Source organism: Asticcacaulis sp. P2_B1, assembly GCF_056404915.1.
Genome location: NZ_JBFUDD010000012.1, coordinates 124,566 through 132,483, shown reverse-complemented (window position 1 = coordinate 132,483; position 7,918 = coordinate 124,566). Strand labels below are relative to the sequence as shown.

Genomic DNA, 7,918 nt, shown 5'->3' with positions numbered 1-7,918 from the left:
GGGTGGAGCAGCCCGGTAGCTCGTCAGGCTCATAACCTGAAGGTCGTAGGTTCAAATCCTGCCCCCGCAACCAACTTTAAAAAAAGCCGTCCCAACCCGGGACGGCTTTTTTAATGTCTGGATTGCCGCACACTTTTTAAGATGATAACGCCGTTCCCTGTGGTAACGTCTCGGAAAACGGGAGGCGTCCGATGGTGAAAACGAGTCCTGCGATATTGATGGCAATATGCGGTGCCGTGTTGAGCGGCCAGGCCGCGCATGCCGATGATTTGGGCCGTTCCCAGATTGCCAAAACGTGCATCCGCGGTTGCGCCAGGACAAGCGAAAATCTCCTGGCACCCTCTGAATCGTTAAGCTGTCCCATAGCCGAGGCCGGCGCCGATCAACGGAAAGCCTCAGAAAACTTCCAGCCGCGGGTGCAAAGAGTCGTTTTGACCATTGCCAAGAAAAAGCCRCTGGAAACGCCACAGCCCAAGTCGATCAAGAAGGTCAAGGCGCAATTGCGCGCATCGCCCGAAGCGGCGACGACAAATTCAATCGCTCCCGCGCCGACGCCAAGCAAAACTGTGTCGGCCAATGTGTGCGATCAAAACGCCGGCAATGTTTTCGATCCGGACCGGGTCATCAAGACAAACGCCGTTGACGACGATCACCTCAATGCCACGGACGGTCTGTCGGCGTGCAAGGCAGCGCTCGCGCTCGATCCACAAAACCGCCGGCTGATCTACAATCTCGGCCGGGCTCAGGAGGCTGCGGGTGATGGCGCTGCTGCCGCCGCCAGCTACCAGCAGGCCATGTCCTTGGGCAGTATCGCTGCCATGTCCAACCTGGGACGCCTTTATGAGCGCGGATTCGGCGTTTCCAAGGATTACGACAAGGCCCGCGCCCTCTACGACCAATCGGCGTCGAAAGGCTTTGCCGAAGCGTTCAGCCATCTCGGCGACATCTATCACAAGGGCCGCGGCATCAAGACGGACGATGTCATGGCCAATGGCTATTACGAACAGGCCGCGGCCAAAGGCTATGCGCCGGCGATCACGGCACTGGGCGACGCCGCTTTCAGCGGCGACGGCATGACTAAGGACCTAGCCAAGGCGCGGGCAACCTACGAGACCGCGGCCGCCAAGGGCGAGGCAAGGGCTCTGGGTGATCTCGGACCCATGTATGAAAGCGGCATCGGCGGGCCGGCGGATATGCAACGCGCCCGAACCGCCTATGAACAAAGTGTCGCGCGCGGCAACCTGTCCTCCTATTTCGCGCTCGGCCGCTTTTATAAGGTACAGCTGAAGAACCCACAGCAAGGCCGCATCTATTATGAAAAGGCCGCGGCCCAAGGCGATGATGAAGCTTACGACGCCCTGTTGAAAATGTACAAGAATGGCGAGGGCGGCGCCGATCACGCGCGTCTTGGCTTGTTCCAGAAGGCAGCCAAGGGCGACGAAAAATCACTCTACAGCCTCGGTCTGTTTTACATGCAGGCCGGACCCAACCAGGACTGGGGCAATGCCCTGGGATATTTCCGTCAAGCGGCCGCGAAGGGCCACGTCACGGCGACCGGCCTGATCGGTTATATCCTCGAATCCGGCGGAACAGGTCCGAAGGATCCCGCCAGAGCCGTGCCCTATTATAAAACTGCCGCCGAGAAGGGCGACTGGTATTCCCTAACGTCACTGGGGCGGCTTTATCGCGATGGCAATGGTGTCGATAAGGACTATGTCACCGCGCGTACCTGGTTCGAGCAAGGGGCAGCGAGAGGGGATCCCGACGCGACGACCGATCTCGGGGAGCTCTACTATCTCGGTGTCGGCGCGGCACCCAACTATATCAAGGCCCGCCAGTATTTCGATATGGCCGCCGCTAAGGGATTCACCCGTGCCCAGGTCTATCTCGGCCAGATCTACGCCCAAGGCCAGGACGTCACGGTCGACGTCAATAAGGCGCGCGGCTATTTTCAGCAGGCGGCTGCCAAGGGCGATCCAATCGCCAAAACCTGGTTGGCGGCGCACCCATAGATCATTCTTTCAACGGATCAGCGTGCCGGTGGACCAGCATCCAGTCGCCGTCCTCGAGCCGGAACAGTTCGGTGATACGTAATGTCATCGGTATCATCTTGCCATCCATCTCGACCGTTGACTTTTGTAAACCAGTCCAATAGGCGATATCGCCGCCTTCGGCCATCTGGGTAATGTCAAACGTGCAATCGCCTTTGGGGCCGAATACTTTGGCACCCCTGATATAGCTGTCGAGTACGGTCTGCGCACCCTGTATCGCCTTGCCGTCCGGCCCGAAGAAGCTGGCTGGCTCACGGCGGGAGGTCAGGGCATCCAAAAGCTCGGGTTCACCACGGCAATAGCCGCGCGCGGCCTCTTCGCGGCGTTTCATGAAATCGGAAAAACTGGTCATGACGGCCTCCTTTCGCTGGGGGGCTTATCGCCCGCCGCGTTGTAAAAAATCCATCTGCCCATCTTGCCGAAAGCATTCGGCAGGCATAGTGTCACCTCTTCCGGGCAGACCGGATGACATCGCACTGAGGGAGTCTCATGCACAACTACCATTACATCGCCTTTGTCGGGCGGTTCGAACCCTTCCATAATGGTCATCTCAGCGTCCTTCGCCGTGCCCTCGAGGCCTGCGATCGACCGATCGTGCTAATCGGCTCGGCCGGCGCGCCGCGTTCGTCGAAGAACCCCTGGTCGGCGGCCGAACGCGAGATCATGATCCGCGCGGCCCTAGGCGCCGACGCCGACCGCGTCATTTTCCGCCATGTCTTCGACCATCTCTATAATGAAGGCGCCTGGCAGGCCGATATCCAACAACATATCGACGAGGCCATCGCCGGCGACGGCCGTTCGCCCGCCGAGGTCAAGGTCGCTCTGATCGGGCACGATAAGGACGCCTCATCCTGGTATCTCCAGGCCTTCCCGCAATGGCCGGTCATCGATGTACCGTTCGCCACGACCCTGTCTGCCACCGAACTTCGCGCACACCTGTTTAGTGAAGACGAGGGGGCGCTGCGCCTGCTACAGGCCAATGTGCCGTCGGCGGTGTTTGATATGATCGTGGCCTTCAAAAAGACCAAGGCCTTCGCGACATTGGTCGACGAACACAATCACATCGTCGCCTATAAAAAAGCCTGGGCGGCCGCGCCGTATCCGCCGATCTTTACTACGGTCGATGCCGTCATCGTCCATTCCGGCCATGTCCTGTTGGTCAAACGCGGCGGCCAACCCGGCAAGGGACTGTGGGCTCTACCCGGCGGCTTCGTCGAACAGGATGAGACCCTGCTTGAGGCCGTGCTGCGCGAATTGAAGGAAGAAACGCGCATCAAGATCCCGGCGCCGGTTCTCAAAGGCAGTTTGAAAGCGCGGCAGGTCTTTGATGCGCCGGACCGCTCGCAACGTGGCCGCACCATAACCTACGGATTTTACTTCGAATTCATCAGCGGCGATCTGCCGGCCGTGCGCGGATCCGACGACGCGGTGCGAGCAAAATGGATACCCTTGGCCGAGGTCCGGCGCCTGCGCGAACACCTGTTCGAAGACCACTTTTTCATTCTCGAACACTTCTTGGGGGCCGCGTGATGATCAATCCCATTCTCAATACCGATAGTTACAAGGCCAGCCATTTCGCGCAATATCCGCAAGGCACGCAGAACGTCTTCTCCTATGTCGAAGCCCGCGGCGGGCCCTATCGTGATGCCCTGTTTTTCGGCCTGCAAGCCATCCTGAAAAGCGAGTTCGCCAAGCCGGTGACGCGCGGCGACGCCGATGAGGCCGAGGCCATTCTGACCGCCCACGGTCTGCCCTATCACAAGGCCGGCTGGGAGCTTTTGCTGTCGCGCCACGGCGGTCATCTGCCGCTCGAAATCCGTGCGCAGCCCGAAGGCACGATCGCACCGGTCCATCTGCCGATGATGACTGTCGTCAATACCGATCCGGACTTCTTCTGGCTGACCAGCTATGTCGAAACCGCCTTGCTGCGGGTATGGTATCCCATCACGGTGGCGACGATCAGCCACGGCGTCCGCCGAATCATCCGCGATGCCCTGGTGAAAACGGCCGACGCGCCTGACGCCGAACTGCCGTTCAAACTGCACGATTTCGGCGCCCGCGGCGTCTCGTCTCATGCTTCGGCAGCGCTCGGCGGCATGGCGCACCTGGTCAATTTCCAGGGCAGCGATACCCTGGCCGCGGTCGTTGCCGCGCGCAAACTCTACCACGAGCCGATGGCGGCCTTTTCGATTCCCGCCGCCGAACATTCGACTATCACCAGCTGGGGGCGCGACCATGAGATCGACGCCTATGCGAATATGGTGACCCAGTTCGGCAAGCCCGGCGGACTCTATGCCGTCGTCTCGGACAGCTACGACCTCTACCATGCCGTTGAGCATTTGTGGGGCGAGGTCCTGCGGCAAAAGGTTATCGACAGCGGCGCCACCCTGGTCGTCCGTCCCGACAGCGGCGACCCTGTTGAGGTGGTGTCGAAGACGCTGCACCTTTTGGCCGACAAGTTCGGCACCGACAGCAATTCCAAAGGCTATCGCGTGCTGAAAAACGTCCGCGTCATCCAGGGCGACGGCGTCAATCCGGTCAGTATCGCCGCCATCCTCGATCGTATCGTCGCAGAAGGTTTCAGCGCCTCCAATATCGCCTTCGGTATGGGCGGCGCCCTGCTGCAAAAGTGCGATCGCGACACCATGGCCTTTGCCTACAAAGCTTCAGCGGCCAAGGTGGACGGGCAATGGCGCGATGTCTACAAGGACCCGGTCACCGACAGTGGCAAGCGCTCCAAGCGCGGTTTGCTCGGCCTGGGGCGCGATGCTGATGGTTACAGGACCGTGGCGGTCACGGAGCCCGACTACCAACCCGCGACGGGCGCCAACCTGTTGGAACCGGTGTGGCGCAACGGCGAAATGCTGCGCGACGAAACCTTTGCCAGCATACGCGCCCGCGCGGTGAGCTAAAGTTTATCGAAAACCGATCCCATGCGGGGACTGAACATCCTCTCATAGGTCTTCATCAAATGGCCGTCGGTCATGCCGGCGATATGATCGCAGATAACCCGCCGGTCTTCACCCGCCGCGACATAGCGCCCGTAGGCATCTTCGGGCAGATAGGCCTGCGGATCGGTTTCATAGGCTTCGAACACCGCCACCACCATGTTCTGGCCTTTGAACTCCATCTGCTGAACTTGTGGGCTGCGGATGACCTTGTTCAAGACAACGGTCTTCAGGGCGTCGAGGAAGACGGCATGCCCGTCCGGCAGGCCGACGCGATAACGCAACAACGGTTCTTCGAAGGCCTCATCGGTTGTGATCTCGGCCGCCTTGATAAACTGGCCGACGATCATATTGATCATCATCTTGCGCTTCTGCCCGCTTTCGAACAGGTTGCGCACGAACTGCTCATAGACATTATTGCTGTAATGCTGGCTGTGCTTTTCGCTTAGGAAATTGAGGAACTGGGTGCATACCGTATCGGGCACAGCGTCGCGGAAGGCTTGCTCGCGGATCAGACCCAGCGACAAGGCGTCTTCCAGGTCGTGGACGCCATAGGCGATGTCGTCGGCGACATCCATGATCGAACAATCGAAGGCCTTATGACGCGCCTTGCCATGCTTGCCGGGTTTTGTATCGAAGCTTTGAAACCGCGCGCGGTCGCCGGCGCTGAGCGGTGCCAATACCCAATCGACAATATCGCGTTCGCTGTCGAGATAGGCTTTCGGCGGCTTGCAAGCGTTGCGATCTATAACGCGAATGGCGGTCGGGGCGGTATCGATCGCCGGCACGATGGCCGGGTTGACGACATCACCATAGGCCACTGGATACTTCAGCAAACCGAGAAGTGTCCGCCGCGTCAGATTGGCGCCGTGTTCGCGCGAGAAATTCTCCAACCGGCCCAGGATACGCAAAGTCTGGCCATTGCCCTCATAGCCGCCGTGATGACGCATGCAATAGTTCAAAGCCACTTCGCCGCCGTGGCCAAACGGCGGATGACCCAAGTCATGGGCGAAGCCGAGTGTCTGGATCAAGCAGACCGGCGGCAGGATTTCACGGTCGGGGTGAGCACTGAAGGCCTGCAATTGCCCGACGATGCCGCCGGCGATTTGCGCCACTTCCAGCGAGTGGGTCAGGCGCGTACGATAGAAATCGCCGTCGCCGAGGTTCAGAATCTGCGTCTTGCCTTGCAGTCGGCGAAACGAACCGGAATGGATGACGCGGGCATAGTCGACATCGAAGGGCGTCCGCGCGTCGTCATCCTGCGGCGGGCCGGGCCTGCGACGCTCTTGCCAAACCGACATGCTGTATCCCTTAAGCGAATCCAGAGCCGTGTTTACGGCAAATTGGCCGGTAATGACAGGGGCGAGGCGAGGGCTCTAAAACCGGCGAAATGACGGTCGCAAATCGGCGCAATGACGGGCCGTCTGCGCTTGCGATGGCGGCCGGTGTGTCTCAGACTGCCGGCGTTGAAAAGGAGCCTTCATGTCTTTGTCACGCCTGTCCCTTACTGCTCTCCTTCTGTGTTTGGTTACGCCGGTTGCTGCGCAGGAAGCCCGCGACGGCGCCCACGATTTCGACTTTGAAATCGGCACGTGGAAAACCCATGTCGAGCGCCTTGTTCATCCCTTGTCAGGCTCGACGGAATGGGCGGCCTATGACGGCACCTCGGTCATCCGTCCCGTGTGGGACGGCCGCGCCAATCTGGTTGAACTCGATGTCACGGGGTCGTCCGGCCATATCGAAGGCGCGTCTTTGCGTCTATATAATCCGCAATCGCACCAGTGGAGCCTCAACTTCGTCAACAGCGCCTCAGGCACCTTGAGCATCCCCACGATCGGCGAGTTTACGGACGGCCGGGGTGAGTTTTACGACCAGGAAACCCTCGACGGCCGCGCCATCCTCGTGCGTTTCGTCATCACCCCACGCGGCCCGGATGCCTGCCATTTCGAACAGGCCTATTCCGCCGACGGCGGCAAGACCTGGGAGCTCAACTGGATCGCCGACGACACCCGGATGTGACCTGACGCGATTTTTGCGCTATGTCGTCGCTTATGACCGCAATACCCAAGACCTTGGATATGCTCGACGACAAGGACCGCAAGCTGATCGCCTGTCTGCGCGACAACGCCCGCATGCCCTTGACCGAGCTCGGCCGCGCCCTGTGTCTATCGCGCAGCGCCGTCCAGGAGAGGCTGGCCCGGCTGCGCTGCGACGGTATTATCCTGGGCTTTACCCTGCGGACGCGCCTGAGCGAGGCGGCGGACGTCAAGGCGTGGCTGTTTATCAAGGTCGTACAGGGCGTTGCCTGCTGTCATGTCGGTCCGCTCCTTTTGAAGGAACTCCAGGTCGTGCAATGTTATGCCCTGGCCGGCGAATGGGATTTGCTGGTCATGGTGACGGCGCGCGACACCGACGACCTGGCCAGGGTGCGCCAGCGTATCGGCGCCGTGCCGGGTCTCGCCCACATCCAGACCCAGCTTGTCATGGCCGTCCACGCTGAGGCGTAATTCGACCGGATTGACAGAGCGGCGGCGCCGGTTCAAACAAGAGAAAAAGGGCCGCCCATGCAATATATCGCCAATATCCTGATCGCCGTCGTCGCCGTGCTGCATATCGGCTTCCTGGTGCTGGAAATGTTCCTGTGGCAGACACCGTTCGGCCGCAAGGTCTTTGGGTTGACGCCGGAATTCGCCAAGGAGTCGGCGAAACTGGCCGCCAATCAAGGGCTGTACAACGGCTTCCTCGCCGCCGGCCTGATCTGGAGCCTGCTCCTGAGCGACGGCTTCCTGGTCAAGATATTCTTCCTGTGCTGCGTCATCGTCGCCGGCCTCTATGGCGGCTTTACTGTCAAGAAATCGATCCTGGTTATCCAGGCTCTGCCCGCGATCGTCGCCCTGGTTTTGCTCCACCTGAAGTAAG

At 60.2% G+C, this 7,918-nt stretch carries 8 protein-coding genes; 6 read left to right on the top strand and 2 right to left on the bottom strand.

What is annotated here, in order from left to right:
• Positions 1-431: 431 nt before the first annotated feature.
• A complete protein-coding gene (locus AC1DX3_RS19890; protein ID WP_476991081.1) occupies positions 432-2,012 on the top strand; it encodes a tetratricopeptide repeat protein in 1,581 nt (526 codons plus the stop codon).
• 1 nt (position 2,013) lies between these two features.
• Here the strand turns inward: AC1DX3_RS19890 and AC1DX3_RS19885 are convergent, their stop codons facing one another.
• Entirely contained in the window at positions 2,014-2,403 is a 390-nt protein-coding gene (locus AC1DX3_RS19885; protein ID WP_476991080.1) for a YybH family protein, read from the bottom strand.
• Positions 2,404-2,540: 137 nt separating this feature from the next.
• Between AC1DX3_RS19885 and AC1DX3_RS19880 the strand changes: the two genes are divergently transcribed.
• Positions 2,541-3,581, top strand: coding sequence for a bifunctional nicotinamide-nucleotide adenylyltransferase/Nudix hydroxylase (locus AC1DX3_RS19880; protein ID WP_476991079.1), 1,041 nt, complete (start codon positions 2,541-2,543; stop codon positions 3,579-3,581).
• Positions 3,581-4,963, top strand: a complete 1,383-nt coding sequence (locus tag AC1DX3_RS19875; protein WP_476991078.1) for a nicotinate phosphoribosyltransferase — start codon at positions 3,581-3,583, stop codon at positions 4,961-4,963. Before AC1DX3_RS19880 ends, AC1DX3_RS19875 begins: the two co-directional genes overlap by 1 nt.
• On the opposite strand, the gene AC1DX3_RS19870 is transcribed toward AC1DX3_RS19875, so the two are convergent.
• A complete protein-coding gene (locus AC1DX3_RS19870) occupies positions 4,960-6,300 on the bottom strand; it encodes an anti-phage deoxyguanosine triphosphatase (RefSeq protein WP_476991077.1) in 1,341 nt (446 codons plus the stop codon). The two genes, AC1DX3_RS19875 and AC1DX3_RS19870, sit on opposite strands and share 4 nt — an antisense overlap.
• A gap of 181 nt (positions 6,301-6,481) precedes the next feature.
• Here AC1DX3_RS19870 and AC1DX3_RS19865 point away from each other — a divergent pair, with 181 nt between their 5' ends.
• Genes AC1DX3_RS19865 through AC1DX3_RS19855 form a run of 3 tightly spaced genes read left to right on the top strand, consistent with a single transcriptional unit; the run spans position 6,482 to position 7,917 of the window.
• Complete coding sequence (locus AC1DX3_RS19865; protein ID WP_476991076.1) at positions 6,482-7,018, top strand: hypothetical protein; 537 nt, start codon at positions 6,482-6,484, stop codon at positions 7,016-7,018.
• A gap of 32 nt (positions 7,019-7,050) precedes the next feature.
• Positions 7,051-7,506, top strand: coding sequence for an Lrp/AsnC family transcriptional regulator (locus tag AC1DX3_RS19860; RefSeq protein ID WP_476991075.1), 456 nt, complete (start codon positions 7,051-7,053; stop codon positions 7,504-7,506).
• A gap of 57 nt (positions 7,507-7,563) precedes the next feature.
• Entirely contained in the window at positions 7,564-7,917 is a 354-nt protein-coding gene (locus AC1DX3_RS19855) for a DUF1304 domain-containing protein (protein ID WP_476991074.1), read from the top strand.
• The last annotated feature ends 1 nt before the right edge of the window (position 7,918 follow it).